This window comes from Candidatus Binatia bacterium (assembly GCA_036504975.1).
Lineage (GTDB): Bacteria > Desulfobacterota > Binatia > UBA9968 > UBA9968 > JAJPJQ01.
Genome location: DASXUF010000192.1, coordinates 1 through 14,574 on the forward strand (window position 1 = coordinate 1; position 14,574 = coordinate 14,574).

A 14,574-nucleotide genomic window follows, 5' to 3' on the forward strand; every position below is an offset into this window, starting at 1 on the left:
TTTCCGCCGCCGCCCAGATCATGAACTTCGCGGCCCTGAGCCAGGGCGAGGTTTCCGCGATGGTCCCTCTCTTCAACACGACGCCGCTTTTCGCGGTGCTTTTCAGCGCGATTTTTCTGCGCGACGTCGAGAAGGTCACGTTCAAAGTCGTGCTCGGCGCGATCTTGATGGTCGCGGGCGTGGTTATTATCGCCGCACGGTAAGCTGGAACTGGAGGAGGCCCGACCAGGCGTTTTTCCGGGGAAAAGGCTAGACCCTGAAAAAAATATCTGATAGACAAAAAGCACATTTTCACCAGTAATCCAATTTTTACAGGAGGCGAGTGATGGACATCACGACTTCAACTCTGCAGCTCAACACCCCGGATGGAAAGATGGAAACGTACGAGGCGAGGCCCAAAGACGGCGCTGCGCGTCCGGCCGTCATCGTCCTGATGGAGGCCTTCGGGCTCAACGGCCATATCAAAAACGTCACCGAGCGGGTCGCGCAAGAAGGCTACGTCGCGATCGCGCCCGACCTTTATCACCGCGAGCCTGAGCGATTAGTACCTTACTCCGAACTGCAGAAGGCGGTCGGCATCATGAATCGGCTGCAAGACCCCAAAATGATGGACGACGTGGGCGCGGTGATCGCGCATCTGAAGGCGCAGAAATACGTTAAGACCGGTTCGATTGGAGTCACAGGCTTCTGCATGGGCGGGCGCTTCACTTACCTCGCGGCGGCGCACCATAATAAGGACGTCAAGGCCGCGGTCGCTTTCTACGCCGGCGGCGTTCCGATGGGAAACCCGAGCCCGCTCTCCCGCACCGGCGAGATCAACTGTCCGATTTATCTTTTCTTCGGCGGCAAAGACCCGCTGATACCCGCGGACCACGTCGCGCAAATCAACAAGGCGCTGACCGACAACCACAAGACCTTCATGATGAAGGTCTATCCGGAGGCGACGCACGGGTTTTTCTGCGACGAGCGGCCGAGCTATCATCCGGATTCAGCCAAGGACGCGTGGGAGAAGTTCAAGTCTTTCTTCGCCCAGCATCTGAAATAGCGCAGGTGGATCCTTCCTCATCGTCCGAACCGGCGAAAGAAAAGAGCTTCCAGAGTGGCGCGAAAAAATCGCCGCAGACAGGTGACGGTCGGTCTCGTCCAGATGAGCGCGGGCGGGGACATCAAGCTCAATCTCGACAAAGCCTCGGCGGGCATTGCGGCTGCGGCGAAAAAAGGCGCCGAGATCGTCTGTCTTCAAGAGCTATTTCGCTCCCGCTATTTTCCCCAGAGCGAGGACGCCGAAAACTTCAAGCTCGCCGAAACGATCCCCGGGCCGACGACCGACGCCCTCGGCCGGCTCGCGAAAAAAAAGCAAGTGGTCGTCATCGGCGCGGTCTTCGAGCAGCGTTCCGCCGGTATCTATCACAACACCGCGGTGGTGATCGGCGCGGACGGATCGATCCTGGGAAAATACCGCAAGATGCACATCCCGGACGATCCCTGCTTCTACGAAAAATTTTATTTCGCGCCCGGCGATCTCGGATTTTTGAGCTTCGATGCGGGCGTCGCCAAGATCGGCGTTCTGATCTGCTGGGACCAGTGGTTTCCCGAAGCGGCCCGCCTGACGGCTCTTTCGGGGGCGGAGATTCTTTTCTATCCCACCGCGATCGGTTGGCTTCCCACCGAGCCTCCCGGCGTCGCCAAGGCGCAGCGCAACGCCTGGGAGCTGGTGCAGCGCGGCCACGCGGTGGCGAACGGCGTCTATGTTGCCGTGCCGAATCGGGTGGGACGCGAGGGAAAGCTCAAATTTTGGGGCGGCTCGTTCGTCGCCGGCCCGTCTGGGGAGATCATCGCCCAGGCCGGACGCGAAAGGGAAGCAGTCTTGATCGCCCCTTGCGATCTGGAAAAGATCGCCGAAGCGCGCCAGAGCTGGCCGTTTCTCCGCGACCGCCGGATCGACGCCTACGGTTCCCTTACCTCCAGGTTTATTGACGAATAGCTGCGGTAGAATTACTCCGACGTTTCCCGCGCGGCTCGAATCACTCAATGAATAACTTTTCCGCAGATAAGCCTTCGCCGAAACAGCTCGGCTACCGCATGCCGGCCGAATGGGAGCCGCACGGGGCGACGTGGCTTTCGTGGCCGCACAATCGGGACACCTGGCCGGATAAGATCGAGCTCGTCGAAGAGATCTGGGTTCAAATGGTCAAGGCAATCTCTCCCCAGGAAAAAGTCTGTTTGTTGGTCAACGACGATGAAGAGCGCCTCGAAGCCTTCGCGCGGCTGACTCGCGCGGGCGTGCGCATGGACAACGTCGCTTTTTACGAGATTCCCACGGTGGACGTGTGGATGCGGGATTACGGTCCGACTTTCGTCGTCGGAGGAAATACCAAAACCGCGCCGCTCGCTTTCAACGATTGGATCTTCAACGGCTGGGGAAATAAATATCCTGAGTACAACGATGACGACGGCGTGGCCAAAGCCATCGCGCGACTGCTCGGCGTTCCCGTTTTCGAGCATCGAATCATCCTCGAAGGCGGCTCGATCGAGGTGAACGGGCGCGGCACGTGTCTCACGACCGAGCAGTGCCTGCTGAATCCGAACCGCAACCCGCGCCTGGCGCAAAGTGAGATCGAAGATATTTTACGCGCCTCCCTCGGCGTCGATCACTTCATCTGGCTCGGCGAGGGAATCGTCGGCGACGACACCGACGGCCACATCGACGACATCGCCCGCTTCGTCGATCCGACGACCGTGGTGTGCGCCTGCGAAGAAGATCCGCGGGACGAGAATTACTGCCTTTTGCGGGAAAATTATGAAAGGCTCCAAGGCGCGAGAGATCAAGATGGGCGCAAATTGACGATCGTGAAGCTTCCGATGCCGGGCAAGGTCGAATATGAAGGCGCGCGGCTACCAGCCAGCTACGCGAATTTTTACATCGCCAACGGCGCCGTCCTGGTGCCGACCTACGATCACGCCAACGATAAACGCGCCATTGGGATTCTGGCGGAGCTGATTCCCGATCGTAAGGTCGCGGGCATCCCTTGCGCCCCCCTCGTGATCGGCCTCGGCGCGATTCACTGCGTGACCCAGCAGCAGCCCATGGCGGAAAATTCCTTCAGGCCTTGACAAAACGGCTATAAGGTCCGTAAGCTAGTCAAAATTAACATGGGACAGGTGATCCACCTAAGGGAGATCCATCAGGCGAAACGCCGGCGCACGGAAAAGGTAAGCATGGAAGAGTGCGTGGATCTGCTCGAATGGAACCTCAAGAGGAGCCTGGACCAATATTTTGCATCTCCGCCCGAGGAGAAGTCGATGCGGGCAACCCAAATTCGCAAGCTCAGCGAGATCCTGGAATACGCCCTGCGCCTTCTCTAGCGGCAGAGCGTTGAACCGTGGTGGAATCGCTGAATCCTACTCTGATCGTCCTGCTGCTGCTTTGTGGTTTTGCCGCTCTCGGATGGATTCTGCTGCATCGCCTGAAGATTCTCCTCGGAGACAAAAAGGAAGATCAATCTCTGATTCTCATCCAGCAGCAGATCGACCAGCTTCGCGGCCACTTAACGCAGTCGGTTGACGGCAGCACCCAGCTCATTCATCAGCAGCTCGGGCAATTGCTCGGCAACGTGAACGAGCGGCTCAAAGAGAGCACGGACGTCCTGCAGCATACCCAGCAAAGCCTCGGCGAGCGTCTCGACAACGCCGCCCGGGTGGTGGGGAACGTTCAGAAAAGCTTGGGCAGCCTCGAAGAGGCCAACCGCAAGATCTACGAAGTCGGCAAGGACATCGCGTCGCTGCAGGAGATTCTCCGCGCGCCCAAGCTGAGGGGCGGTCTCGGCGAGTTCTTCCTCGGCGACCTGCTCGGCCAAATTCTTCCGGCCGGGCACTTCGCGATCCAACACGCCTTCAGAAGCGGCGAGAGAGTGGACGCCGTCATCAAGTTGGGCGGCTCGCTCGTGCCCGTCGATTCCAAGTTCCCGCTGGAGAATTTCAAGCGCATATTCGACGGCGCGACGGACGACGAAAAAAACCGGGCGAAGCGGCTGTTCGCCGCGGACGTGAAAAAGCACATCGACGCGATCGCGACGAAGTATATCCTGCCGGACGAGGGGACCTACGACTTCGCTCTGATGTATATCCCCGCGGAGAACGTCTACTACGAGACCATCATCAAAGACGACTCCATGGGCAGCGAAAAAAGTCTCAGCGCCTACGCTCTGGCCAAAAGGGTCATCCCGGTCTCGCCGAACAGCTTCTATGCCTATCTTCAGGCCATTCTACTGGGGCTGAAGGGCATGAAGATCGAAGAACGGGCGAAAGAGATCATTCAGTACTTGAGCCGCCTGGAGAGCGACTTCACGAAGTTCCGGGAGGACTTCAGTCTAGTGGGCAAACATCTGGGACACGCGTACGCCTGTTATCAAAGCGCGGACAGGCGGCTGGATCAATTCGGCCAGAAGCTCTTGGCGGCGGACGGGGAAAAAAAGGAGCTTCCCGAGCCGTTATCATGACGCGATGTACGGATTGAGCAGGAAATGAGATTCACGCTTTTTTCCCGCCTGGTTCTCGGCTACCTGGCGATCTTCATTCTGGTGATGTTCGTCGGCATCTACGCCGTCTACCAGCTCCGGCGCATTCAGGACATCACCCGATCGATGTTGGAGCGCGACCGGCGCATCCTCGATCTGGGAGAGAAGCTGAGCGAGGCGGCGCTTTCTCAGGTGCGCTACGAGAAGAAGTTCTTCATCACTAAAGACTCCGTCATCTACGACGAGCTCAGGCGGTTTCAAAAAGATTTTGAGCGGCTCCTCGACCAGGCGGGGCCGGTCGCGGATGCGCGCGGGAAGGTCTTGTTGAAGAGCGTGAGCGAGGATTATCAGCGCTACCGGGACCTGGTCGGCGAAGAGATCGATCTGATGGTGGACCGCAAAGCCTATGCCGAAGACCGCTACAAGCTGGAAAAAGAAAACTCGGTGGACCGAATCCTCGCGGGGCTGGAAAGGTTGAAAGTGCGAGGCCAACAGCGCAGCGAAGGAAAGTTGACCGGAGTGGCCGAGGCGGGCGCCGACGCGCACCAGGTGGCGATGATCATCGCGGCCGTGTCCCTCGGTTTGGTGCTCGCTATTTCGCTGCTGATCACCCGAAGCGTGACCCGGCCGCTCTCCGCTTTGAAGGAGCGGACCGGGCAGATCGCGCGCGGCGAGTTCGACGGCAATTTAGAGCTGAGATCCCCTCCGGAGATCGCGGAGCTCGCCAGGGCTTTTAACCTCATGAGCAGCCGGCTGAAGCACCTGGACAACATGAAGTCCGAGTTTTTCGCCACCATGTCGCATGAATTGCGCACGCCCTTGACCTCCATCAAGGAAGGCATCGGGCTGTTGCTGGAAGGCGTGGGCGGGACGGTTACCGACAAGCAGAGAAGGCTTCTCAGGATTCTGGCGGAGGAGAGCGACCGCTTGATCCGTCTGGTCAATTCCTTGCTGGATCTCTCCAAGATGGAAGAAGGGATGATGACCTACAACGTCGAGCCCGCGAGTCTCGCGTCGGTCATTCAAAGAGCGGTGACCGAGATCGGGCCGCTCGCCGAGGCCAAAAGGATCAAGATCGAGGCCAGGGTCGCCAAGCAGATGCCTTTGGTGAAGATGGACCCCGACCGGATTCTCCAGGCGCTCAGGAACCTGGTCGGTAACGCGGTCAAGTTTACGCCCGAAGGCGGGCGGGTGACTTTGTCGGCCGAGCAAAAAAACGGCTCCGTGGCGGTATCGGTGACCGATACCGGTCCGGGAATCTCGGCGGAGGATCTGCCGATGATCTTCGACAAGTACCGGCAGGGAAACTCGAGATCTTCTTATATGCTGAGGGGGACGGGCCTCGGCTTGGCGATCGTGAAGCACATCATTACATCACACGGCGGTCACGTATGGGTGGAAAGCGAAGCTGGCCAGGGCAGCTCGTTCATCTTTGTATTGCCCAGTTGATATTCGTTTGGGTCGGCGGCTGTTCGGTGCCGTCGCGCCCGCCGCCGCCCGACGAGGCGACGCAGGCCGTTTTGCGCGGTCGGCGGCTACTGGCCCAAAACGAGTACGACAATTCCGTCAAGGAGTTTCAGAAGGCTCTTTCTCTCTCCGTCAACAAGCCGCCGGCGGACGACGCCATCTTTCATTTGGGCCTGATCTTCGTCCACGCCGGCAATCCGAAGAGGGACAACCGGACGGCGATGAGCCATTTTACGAGATTGGTGAAGGAGCACCCGCAAAGCCCGTGGGTGGATCAGGCCAAGGCGTGGGTCGGGATGATTCAAATGAATGAAAAGCTCGCGGAGACCTTGGAAAAATCCAAGAAAGTGGATATCGAGATCGAAGAAAAAAGACGACAGAAAGAGAGATAGCAAACATCATGGTAAACGGAAAGATCCTCGTCGTCGACGACGACCACAACCTTCTGGAATTGGCGCGCATGCGGCTCGAGTCGGCGAGCTACGACGTATCCACCGCGTTGACTGAAGAGCAAGCCGTCGAGACGGTGAAAGCCGAGCCGGTCGATCTCTCGATCGTCGACCTGCAGCTCGACCGGCAGGACGGCATATCGCTCATGCAGGAACTGCACGCGATCAACCCGGAAATGCCGGTGATCATTCTGACCGCCTATGGGACCATCGAGAGCGCGGTCGAAGCGATGAAGAAGGGCGCTTACAGCTACCTTACCAAACCGTTCGAATCACGGGAGCTCTTGTTCCAATTGGAAAAAGCCCTGGAGAACCGGCGCCTGAATTCCGAAATCAGGCGGCTTCGCGGGCTGCTGGAGGAACGCTACGGGTTCAACAACATCGTCGCCAAGAGCGAGAAGATGCGGAACGTTTTGGAGCTGGTCTCCCGCAGCGCCAAGACGGATTCCACGATCTACCTCAGCGGCGAGAGCGGCACGGGCAAAGAGCTGATCGCCAAGGCGGTGCATCTGAGCAGCGAGCGCAGAGACCAGATTTTCGTCGCGATCAATTGCGCCGCGCTTCCCGAGGCGCTGCTCGAGAGCGAGCTTTTCGGGCACGAGAGAGGCGCCTTCACCGGCGCCGTGAGGAAGGCCCCCGGTCTATTCACGCAGGCCGACGAAGGAACCTTTTTTCTCGACGAGATCGGCGACATGCCGCTTTCGATTCAAGCGAAGCTCTTGCGCGTCCTGGAAGAGAAAAAATTCTATCCGGTCGGCGGCGAAAAGCCCGTCGCCGTGAACGTGCGGCTGATCGTGGCGACCAACAAAGATCTGGAAGGCGAGGTGAAAAAGGGAAATTTTCGCGAAGATCTGTTCTACCGGATTCACGTCATACCGATTTCTCTGCCGGCCTTAAGGGATCGGAGGGAGGACATCCCGCCGCTGGTCGAGCACTTCCTCGAAAAATTCAACGAGAAGACGAAAAAAGAAGTCAAAGGACTGGCGCCTCAGGCCATGCAGCGGCTGATGCTCTACGATTGGCCCGGTAACGTGCGCGAGCTGGAGCACGTGATCGAATACGCCGTAGCCATGACGCAAACGGATGTCATCACCGAGGACCTGATCCTGCTCCGCACCAAGATGTCCGCCGAAGAGCCGTGGCGGCCGCTCAAACAAGCGAAGGGCGCGTTTGAAAAAAATTATCTGATCCGCCTGCTCGAGTTGAGCGGCGGGAACGTCAGCCAGGCCGCGCGGCTGGCGGGCAAGTACCGCGCCGATTTCTACGATCTCATCAAAAAACACGGACTCAACGTGGAGGACTTCAAGAAATCGAAGTGAGTGTCTGGAAATCGTCTGCGAAAAAAAACCGGTACGGCGTCGCGACGCGTGCCGGTTTTTTTGTCGGAGAAAAAGTTGTGATCGCCGGGGAACCTTTGGTCTTTCGGGTTATTCTCTGATAGCCGCCGCGCGTCTTTGCAGGTAGGCGTTGCGCACCGCGCTGTAAAGATCGACGACCGATTCCTCGACGCGCTGGAAGCGATCGAGGTTAAGAGAGCGCTCGTTGATGCCGTCGGTGACAAAGATGCCGGCACTGGCTCCGAATGGAAGAACCCAGGTAAGCGGGTCGATCAGCGTGTCCACTCCCTTACCGATTCCATCGCGTATGGTCATGGGCGCAGGCACGAGCGGGAGAACCAGATAGGGGCCTGTTTTGGCGCCCCAAACTCCCAACGTCTGGCCGAAGTCCTCGTCGCTTTGCTGAATGCCGAAGCCGTCCTTAGCGACGTCGATGAACCCCGCCAATCCTATGGAGCTGTTCAGGGTAAAGCGAGCGAATTCGCGGCCCGCGCCGTGCCACTTGAGCTGCAAGACGTTATTAACGAAGCGCGGAACTACTCTGATATTGTCAAAAGCGTTGTGCAGACTTCTTTGCACCACGTCGGGAAGCACAAAGTCCCATCCGGTAGCTATCGGCTTGACGATGTATCGGTCCAGCTGGCGGTTAAATCTGAACATCGGCTCGTTAAAGCCTTCCCAGGGGTCTTGTTCGGCTTCGGAGTCCTCGGCGGCAGCGGAGGGTTGGGCTTCTGCCAGGAGGTAAGAGGAGACGCCGTCTGGGTTCACTGAACTGGCTTCGCCGGCGCCCGCGTCGGCGACCAGCGCTTCGGTCGCTGCAATGTTTTCTTCCTCTGCGCCGACGGTCCAGGGGCTGCCGAGAACCAGGGTCGCAGCGGCTAAAAACAGCAACGTCCTCCACGAGCTCAACAACCGACAACGAATCGCCATCTGTTTTTCCTCCTGGTATGCAGCCACAGCCGCTATTTGTACACGAAGTAGCCTTTAGGGTCAAGGTGTTCGGTGGCCGCTGAGGCCGTCTCGCGGCTGGTTTTCCGCCGCCTAAAAGTTTGCAAAACCCTGTCCAATCAGCTATTTTCAAAGCAATATGGATGCTAAACCTGCGCCCAAGATCGTGCTCGGCGTAGCCGGCGGCATCGCCTGTTACAAGGCGGTGGAGCTGGTCCGCCTGCTCGGCCGCGAAGGCTTTTCAGTACAGGTCGTCATGACGCGGGAAGCGATGAATTTTGTCGCGCCACTGACGTTTCAGACCTTGTCAGGCCGTCCCGTGGCGACGGAAATTTTCAGCCTCACCGAGGAATCCGAAATCGGCCACATCAATTTGGCCGATCAGGCCGAAGTTTTCGTCATTGCGCCGGCCACGGCCAACATTATCGGCAAGATCGCAAGCGGCATCGCCGACGATTTGCTCACCACCGTCGTGATGGCGACCCAGGCGCCGGTGCTGATTGCGCCGTCGATGAACGTTCACATGCTGGAGAATCCGATTTTTCAGGAAAACGTCCGCAAGCTCAAACGAGTCGGTTACCATTTCATGGAGCCGGGCGAGGGCTATCTGGCGTGCGGCTACGAAGGCAAAGGACGGCTGCCCGAGCCCGCCGACATCGTCGAAGAGATCCGCGGCCTGTTAAAAAAAAAGGACCTGGCGGGTGAGAGGCTCTTGATCACGGCGGGTCCGAGCCATGAGCCGATCGACCCGGTGCGCTATATCGCCAATCGATCCTCCGGAAAAATGGGCTACGCGCTGGCGCGCGCCGGCCTGAGACGAGGCGCGGAAGTGACGCTCGTCAGCGGGCCGACTTCGTTGTCGCCACCGCCGAGGGCGCGGCTGATTCGAGTCAAGACGGCCGCCGAAATGCGGGAGAATGTTATGCAGGAATTCTCGCGCTCTACGGCCGTCGTCATGGCGGCGGCGGTCGCGGACTACAGTCCGGAGAAGTTTATTCCGCAAAAAGTTAAAAAATCAGACAAGCCGATGCGCCTCGATTTGAAAGCCAATCCGGACATTCTGAAAGAGCTGGGCGCAAGAAAAAACGGGCAACTTCTCATCGGCTTTGCCGCCGAGACGGAGGAGCTGGTCGCCAACGCCAAGAGAAAGCTTCGGGAAAAAAATCTCGACTTCATCGTGGCGAACGATGTGACTTCCGAGACGAGCGGCTTCGAAGCGGACACCAACGCGGCTACCCTATTGGACCGCCAGGGGAACGTCGAGCCGCTGCCGCTCATGACCAAAGAAGAGCTGGCGGACCGGATCTTCGACTTTCTACGCGACTTGCGGAGCGGACGGCGCGAGCGTCCCGCAGGGTAATATTCAACACAACTTTCCGCCGCATCGGATTCACTGACTATGGGCACGCCGCAAGAGCCCCAGCCGGTCAAACTTTTTATCGCCCTGCTGGCCGCTCATGACGATCTGATTCCCCCGGTTGAGAGCGATCTCAGCGCGCTGTTCGGCCCGATCGATTCGGCGAGCGCGATTTTTCCCTGGTCGGTGACCGATTATTACCAGAGCGAAATGGGCCGCGCTCTCCGCCGGCGCTTCATATCTTTCGAGCGGCTGATTTCTCCGGAGGCGCTTGCCGAAATCAAGCACAAGACCCACAAGGTCGAAGACAGTTATCGGCGCGCCGAAGGAACTGGCAGACGGCGTAGAGTGAACATCGACCCGGGCTACGTCGATGCCGGCAAGGTGGTCTTGGCCTCGACCAAAGGCGCCGGTCACCGGATGTATCTCCAGGCGGGAATTTACGGCGAGACGACTCTGCTCTTTTATGAAGGATCGTTTCATCCCTTTCCGTACACCTACCAAGACTATCTTTGGCCCGAGACGATCAAGTTTCTTGCCGATTTGCGCCACCGTTATCTCGGGCAAGTAAAACGTTGATAGTGACTCGTCAACGATGCTAAGATGCTTGCGGTGGAACAAGCCGCTCTGGAATCCGCTGGGCGTCAAGAGTTAAGAAGAATCGTCTCCACGCTGCGCCGCCAGTTGCAGTGGAAAGCGCGCGCCGGAATCCGCGTCTTGCCCAAGGGCCGCCCTGCTGAAAAAAGGCCGACCATAGTTGCGTCCAATTTGCTCGAAGGGTCTGAGAGCGGTCTCTTCTCGGACCATGCCGCCGCCTATGAGGCCAAGTCATTGGAGGAGCTCCGCGCCGCGATCGGCGATTGCCGGCGCTGCAAGCTCTGGCCGGGACGCACCCATCTGGTTTTCGGCGTCGGCAATCCCAACGCCGACGTGATGTTCGTCGGCGAGGGGCCGGGCAGAGACGAGGACTTGAAAGGCGAGCCGTTCGTCGGGCGCGCGGGGCAACTCCTTACGGACATCATCACCAAGGGAATGGGACTGCGAAGAGAGGACGTCTACATCGCCAACGTCGTCAAATGCCGGCCGCCGGAGAACCGCAATCCGGAGCCCGACGAAGTCGAGTCGTGCGAGCCGTTTCTCAAAAAGCAGATCGACCTGGTGCGGCCGAAGATCGTCGTCGCTCTGGGCAAGTTCGCCGTGCAATGCCTGCTGCAAAGCAAGCAGCCGATCTCGCGCCTGCGCGGCAATTGGCACGATTATCACGGCGTCAAGCTCATGCCGACGTTTCATCCGGCTTACCTCTTGCGCAACCCGGGAGATAAAAAACTTGTTTGGGAAGATATTAAAAAAGTCATCCAAGAGCTTAAGGCTGATTAGCGCCGGCTGGTTTCTGATCCTGCTCGCAAGCGGCCTAGCGCCGACGGCGCAGGTGAAAAGCTCTTCGGAGGCCCGCGTCCATCTCATTTCCGTCGACGGAACGATCAATCCCGCGGTCGATGATTTTATCCGCGAAGGCATCGCGCGGGCGCGCCTCGAAGGCGCCAAGGCATTGATCATCCAGCTCGACACTCCCGGCGGGCTCTTGGAGTCCACGCAAACGATCGTCAAAGAGCTCCTGGGGTCGCCGGTCCCGGTCATTGTCTACGTCGCGCCGAGCGGCGCTGGCGCCGCGTCGGCGGGAACGTTTATCACGTTGGCCGCCCACGTCGCAGCCATGGCGCCCGGGACCAACATCGGCGCGGCGCATCCGGTGGCCGGGTCGGGACAAGAGGTCAAGGGCGCGATGGGTGAAAAAATCGAAAACTTCGCGGCCTCATTCGCCGAGACGATTGCGCAAAAGCGCGGGCGCAACGCCGAGTGGGCGATTCAGGCCGTGCGCAAGAGCGTCTCGATCACCGAAAGAGAGGCCTTGAAAAAGAACGTTATCGACATCGTGGCCGCGAACCTCGACGAGCTATTGCGGCAGGCGGATGGAAAAAAGGTCGATGTGGACGGCCGGGAGGTCGTGCTGACCGTTAAAAACGCCCGTATCGATCGATTCGAAATGAGCTTGAAACAAAAGATCCTCGATAAACTATCGCACCCGAATATCGCCTACCTCCTCATGATGGCGGGCATCCTGGGTCTGTACATGGAATTTTCCCATCCGGGAGTGATTTTCCCCGGCGTGGCCGGAACCATCTGCCTCCTTCTGGCGTTCATCTCGCTACAGATTCTTCCCATCAACTACGGCGGTCTTATTCTGATCCTTCTCGGCATCGCGCTGCTGATTGCGGAAGCGTTCGTGCCGAGCTTCGGAGTGCTCGGCGTCGGCGGGGGGATTTCCCTCGTGCTCGGCTCGCTGCTGTTGTTCGACACCGAGAGCTCGGATCTGACCCTGGATCGGTCGATTGCCTTTGCCGCCGCGGGCACGCTCTCCGCCTACATGTTGATCGTCGGGTATTTGGTGTTGGGGACGCAAAAGAAAAAAGCGACGGCGGGTCTGGAAGGGCTGGTGGGAGAAATCGGCGAGGTCAAGGTGGCGCTCAATCCCAGCGGGAAGATTTTCGTTCATGGAGAATATTGGAGCGCGGAGGCCGAGGATCAAGTCGCGGTGGGAGAAAAAGTCCGAGTGGTCGGCTTTGACGGCATGTGTCTCAAGGTGAACAGGCTGTCTCAAGGCCGTCAAGGGAGTTGAGAATGGAGGGTGCGATGCTTGGAGTTGGACCGTTTGCTACGTTCCTGGTGATTGCCGTCGTCCTGCTGATCAGCGGGATTAAAATTGTGAAGGAGTACGAGCGGGCCGTGATTTTCCGGCTCGGGCGCATGGTCGAGCCGCGGGGACCGGGAATCATCTATGTCATCCCGGTCATCGAAAAGATGAGCCGCATGGATCTCCGGGTCATCACTTTGGACATTCCGCCGCAGGACGTGATCACGAGAGACAATGTTTCGATCAAGGTCAACGCGGTCCTCTATTTCAGAGTCCTGGATCCTAACCGGGCGGTGCGCGAGGTGGAGAACTATCTCTTTTCAACGTCTCAGCTCGCGCAGACGACCTTGCGCAGCGTTTGCGGCGAGTGCGCGTTGGACGAGCTGTTGGCGGAGCGCGAAAAGATCAACGCGCACCTGCAGACCATCATCGAACAGCACACCGATCCCTGGGGCATCAAAGTCACGCAAGTGGCGATCAAGCAGATCGATCTGCCCCAGGAGATGCAGCGCGCGATGGCCAAGCAGGCCGAAGCGGAGCGAGAGCGGCGCGCCAAGGTGATCCACGCGGACGGAGAATTTCAGGCCTCGCAGAAGCTCGCGGACGCGGCGGAAGTCATGGGCAAAAGCCCGATGGCCTTGCAGCTTCGTTTTCTTCAGAGCCTGGTCGAGATCGCCTCGGAGAAGAACTCGACCACGATCTTCCCCGTGCCCATCGATCTGCTGGCGCCTTTTATCAAGAAGAGCGAACCTTAGCTGCGAAGAGTTTAAGGGTTGAAGGGTTTCAGAGTTTAAGGGGGTCAAGAATTCTCGCTTGATCCCTATCTTCCTCCTTTCAAGATCTCACATTCCATGGAACTCAAGGAGTTCATGTACGAGCTTCCCCGCTCATTGATCGCGGCCGCTCCCGCGGCCGATCGCGCCGCCGCGCGCCTGATGGTCGTAGACAAGACGAGCGGCGAGATCGGCCACGGTGATTTTTCATCGCTGGGCCGGTTTTTGCGGGCCGGAGACGTCCTCGTTTTGAACGACACGCGGGTTTTCCCCGCGCGCCTTCGCGGCGAGAAGGAAAGCGGAGGAAAAGCCGAGCTGCTGTTGGTCGAGCCGGTTCCCCACTGGCCGAATCTGTGGATCGCCGTCATCGACGCCGCCAAGCCACCCCAGATAGGCGGCAGGATTTTCTTCGCGCCGGAGGCCTACGCGGAAATTATCGGCGCGATGGGCGGGGGCCGATACGGCGTGAAATTCCATTGCCGCGGCGAGCTTAACGAACTGCTCGATCAAGTCGGCGAGCCGCCGATTCCCCCTTACGTCCAGCGCGAGCGCGGCGATGAGCGAGCGGCGCCACTCGATTGGGAGCGCTATCAAACGGTCTACGCGCGGGAGCCGGGCGCCGTGGCCGCGCCGACCGCCGGATTTCATTTTACGCCGGAGCTGCTGGCGGGATTGGAATCCCAAGGCATCGTGACGGCATTCTTGACTCTCCACGTCGGACCGGGCACTTTCACACCGGTGCGGGAGAAGAAGGTGGAGAATCACCGGATGGAAGGCGAGCGCTATGCGCTCGGCCGCGATCAAGCGCAAAAGATCAAGCAGGCGAAGGAGGGCGGCCGCAGGGTCGTCGCCGTCGGCTCCACCAGCACGCGCGCCCTCGAATGGATCGCGCAAAAGAAAGGCGCGGTCGAAGCGGACGAGGGCATCGCGCGTCTGTTTGTCCGCCCGGGCTTTTCGTTTCGCGTGCTCGACGGCCTCGTCACCAACTTTCATCTGCCCGGCTCGACGCCGCTGGTTCTCGTCGCCGCCTTCGC

16 protein-coding genes are annotated in these 14,574 nt (G+C 59.0%); 15 read left to right on the forward strand and 1 reads right to left on the reverse strand.

The features are described from left to right. The 9 genes from VGL70_23455 to VGL70_23495 all read left to right on the forward strand — a co-directional run. Nucleotides 1–203, forward strand: a 203-nt coding sequence (locus tag VGL70_23455; protein ID HEY3306488.1) for an EamA family transporter, incomplete at its 5' end; no start/stop codon positions are given. 122 nt (nt 204–325) lie between these two features. Continuing rightward, complete coding sequence (locus tag VGL70_23460; GenBank protein HEY3306489.1) at nt 326–1,045, forward strand: dienelactone hydrolase family protein; 720 nt, start codon at nt 326–328, stop codon at nt 1,043–1,045. A 102-nt stretch (nt 1,046–1,147) separates the two neighbouring features. Next, nucleotides 1,148–1,984 carry a carbon-nitrogen hydrolase gene (locus tag VGL70_23465; GenBank protein HEY3306490.1) on the forward strand — a complete coding sequence of 279 codons (837 nt, stop codon included), beginning with the start codon at nt 1,148–1,150 and terminating at the stop codon, nt 1,982–1,984. 47 nt (nt 1,985–2,031) lie between these two features. Next, a complete protein-coding gene (locus tag VGL70_23470) occupies nt 2,032–3,114 on the forward strand; it encodes an agmatine deiminase family protein (GenBank protein HEY3306491.1) in 1,083 nt (360 codons plus the stop codon). Between the two features lie 39 nt (nt 3,115–3,153). Beyond that, complete coding sequence (locus tag VGL70_23475) at nt 3,154–3,366, forward strand: hypothetical protein (GenBank protein ID HEY3306492.1); 213 nt, start codon at nt 3,154–3,156, stop codon at nt 3,364–3,366. A 17-nt stretch (nt 3,367–3,383) separates the two neighbouring features. Continuing rightward, nucleotides 3,384–4,499 (forward strand): DNA recombination protein RmuC, encoded by a 1,116-nt coding sequence (locus VGL70_23480; protein HEY3306493.1) that lies wholly within the window; start codon nt 3,384–3,386, stop codon nt 4,497–4,499. 24 nt (nt 4,500–4,523) lie between these two features. Continuing rightward, on the forward strand, nt 4,524–5,966 hold the full coding sequence (locus VGL70_23485) for an ATP-binding protein (GenBank protein HEY3306494.1): 1,443 nt from the start codon (nt 4,524–4,526) through the stop codon (nt 5,964–5,966). A 26-nt stretch (nt 5,967–5,992) separates the two neighbouring features. Continuing rightward, complete coding sequence (locus VGL70_23490; GenBank protein ID HEY3306495.1) at nt 5,993–6,376, forward strand: tetratricopeptide repeat protein; 384 nt, start codon at nt 5,993–5,995, stop codon at nt 6,374–6,376. An 8-nt stretch (nt 6,377–6,384) separates the two neighbouring features. Next, the gene (locus VGL70_23495) at nt 6,385–7,752 is read left to right on the forward strand and encodes a sigma-54 dependent transcriptional regulator (protein ID HEY3306496.1); all 1,368 of its coding nucleotides are present in this window, start codon (nt 6,385–6,387) and stop codon (nt 7,750–7,752) included. A gap of 108 nt (nt 7,753–7,860) precedes the next feature. On the opposite strand, the gene VGL70_23500 is transcribed toward VGL70_23495, so the two are convergent. Further along, nucleotides 7,861–8,700, reverse strand: a complete 840-nt coding sequence (locus VGL70_23500; protein HEY3306497.1) for a VacJ family lipoprotein — start codon at nt 8,698–8,700, stop codon at nt 7,861–7,863. A 157-nt stretch (nt 8,701–8,857) separates the two neighbouring features. Between VGL70_23500 and coaBC the strand changes: the two genes are divergently transcribed. From coaBC to queA, 6 genes are all read left to right on the forward strand, one after another. Continuing rightward, a complete protein-coding gene (coaBC, locus tag VGL70_23505) occupies nt 8,858–10,078 on the forward strand; it encodes a bifunctional phosphopantothenoylcysteine decarboxylase/phosphopantothenate--cysteine ligase CoaBC (GenBank protein ID HEY3306498.1) in 1,221 nt (406 codons plus the stop codon). Nucleotides 10,079–10,117: 39 nt separating this feature from the next. After that, a complete protein-coding gene (locus VGL70_23510) occupies nt 10,118–10,654 on the forward strand; it encodes a DUF4416 family protein (protein HEY3306499.1) in 537 nt (178 codons plus the stop codon). A 24-nt stretch (nt 10,655–10,678) separates the two neighbouring features. Next, nucleotides 10,679–11,452, forward strand: coding sequence for a uracil-DNA glycosylase (locus tag VGL70_23515; GenBank protein HEY3306500.1), 774 nt, complete (start codon nt 10,679–10,681; stop codon nt 11,450–11,452). Between the two features lie 52 nt (nt 11,453–11,504). Further along, the gene (locus VGL70_23520) at nt 11,505–12,752 is read left to right on the forward strand and encodes a nodulation protein NfeD (protein ID HEY3306501.1); all 1,248 of its coding nucleotides are present in this window, start codon (nt 11,505–11,507) and stop codon (nt 12,750–12,752) included. A gap of 14 nt (nt 12,753–12,766) precedes the next feature. Continuing rightward, entirely contained in the window at nt 12,767–13,522 is a 756-nt protein-coding gene (locus tag VGL70_23525; GenBank protein HEY3306502.1) for a slipin family protein, read from the forward strand. A gap of 96 nt (nt 13,523–13,618) precedes the next feature. Further along, a partial coding sequence (gene queA, locus VGL70_23530) for a tRNA preQ1(34) S-adenosylmethionine ribosyltransferase-isomerase QueA (protein HEY3306503.1) occupies nt 13,619–14,574 on the forward strand: 956 nt, incomplete at its 3' end.

What these genes read in the sequence shown, in the direction of transcription:
- VGL70_23495 (HEY3306496.1), top strand. Translation starts at nt 6,385, where the DNA reads ATGGTAAACGGAAAGATCCTCGTCGTCGACGACGACCACAACCTTCTG.
- VGL70_23525 (HEY3306502.1), top strand. Translation starts at nt 12,767, where the DNA reads ATGCTTGGAGTTGGACCGTTTGCTACGTTCCTGGTGATTGCCGTCGTC.
- VGL70_23515 (HEY3306500.1), top strand. Translation starts at nt 10,679, where the DNA reads ATGCTTGCGGTGGAACAAGCCGCTCTGGAATCCGCTGGGCGTCAAGAG.
- VGL70_23500 (HEY3306497.1), bottom strand. Translation starts at nt 8,700, where the DNA reads ATGGCGATTCGTTGTCGGTTGTTGAGCTCGTGGAGGACGTTGCTGTTT.
- VGL70_23485 (HEY3306494.1), top strand. Translation starts at nt 4,524, where the DNA reads ATGAGATTCACGCTTTTTTCCCGCCTGGTTCTCGGCTACCTGGCGATC.
- VGL70_23510 (HEY3306499.1), top strand. Translation starts at nt 10,118, where the DNA reads ATGGGCACGCCGCAAGAGCCCCAGCCGGTCAAACTTTTTATCGCCCTG.
- VGL70_23465 (HEY3306490.1), top strand. Translation starts at nt 1,148, where the DNA reads ATGAGCGCGGGCGGGGACATCAAGCTCAATCTCGACAAAGCCTCGGCG.
- VGL70_23460 (HEY3306489.1), top strand. Translation starts at nt 326, where the DNA reads ATGGACATCACGACTTCAACTCTGCAGCTCAACACCCCGGATGGAAAG.
- VGL70_23475 (HEY3306492.1), top strand. Translation starts at nt 3,154, where the DNA reads ATGGGACAGGTGATCCACCTAAGGGAGATCCATCAGGCGAAACGCCGG.
- coaBC (HEY3306498.1), top strand. Translation starts at nt 8,858, where the DNA reads ATGGATGCTAAACCTGCGCCCAAGATCGTGCTCGGCGTAGCCGGCGGC.
- VGL70_23470 (HEY3306491.1), top strand. Translation starts at nt 2,032, where the DNA reads ATGAATAACTTTTCCGCAGATAAGCCTTCGCCGAAACAGCTCGGCTAC.